This window comes from Ruoffia sp. FAM 24228 (assembly GCF_045528575.1).
Lineage (GTDB): Bacteria > Bacillota > Bacilli > Lactobacillales > Aerococcaceae > Ruoffia > Ruoffia halotolerans.
The window spans coordinates 1-488 of record NZ_JBGQQZ010000159.1 but is presented as its reverse complement, the minus strand read 5'-3'; the positions used below and the strand labels follow the sequence as shown (position 1 = coordinate 488).

At 42.6% G+C, this 488-nt stretch carries 2 pseudogenes; one reads left to right on the top strand and one right to left on the bottom strand.

Annotated features, from left to right (window positions below):
• Positions 1 to 125, top strand: a pseudogene (locus tag ACEN33_RS12490) (IS30 family transposase); the annotation flags it as partial.
• A 183-nt stretch (positions 126 to 308) separates the two neighbouring features.
• On the opposite strand, the pseudogene ACEN33_RS12485 reads toward ACEN33_RS12490, so the two are convergent.
• Positions 309 to 488 (bottom strand): annotated as a pseudogene (locus tag ACEN33_RS12485) (IS30 family transposase); the annotation flags it as partial.

Genomic DNA, 488 nt, shown 5'->3' with positions numbered 1-488 from the left:
GCTTAAGGCGTTCACGTCAGCCCATTTATAACGTTATTAATTTCTTGAAACAAGGTAACTCAGCAATTGATTACTACAAACGCTATAAAGTATATAAAAAGCGTTGCGGTAGACATAAAATCATTTTCGTAAATTTCAAGTTTAAGTTAGCCACTACAGGTAACTCATTTGCTTGGTACCGTAACTGCCTTGTTATTCTAAATCAGTGACCCTCTGATATTGAACTGAGGGATGGTAGTCTTCCGACCAGTCTGGCCTCAGGCCATCTTTCCAGACATGAAGCCATGCCGAGGTCAAGTAATGATAGGTCAAGCCCCCAATCGTTCTTGCTTGAATGCTTGAACAAATGTGTCATGTGGTGTTGCATAACCCAAAATTTTCCGCGGGTAATCGTTCATCCAACGCTGGATCCGCAAAATCTGGTTCTCGCTCACCTCACTAATCGGGCTTCCCTTGGGAACGAAACGGCGAATTAATTTGTGCTGGTT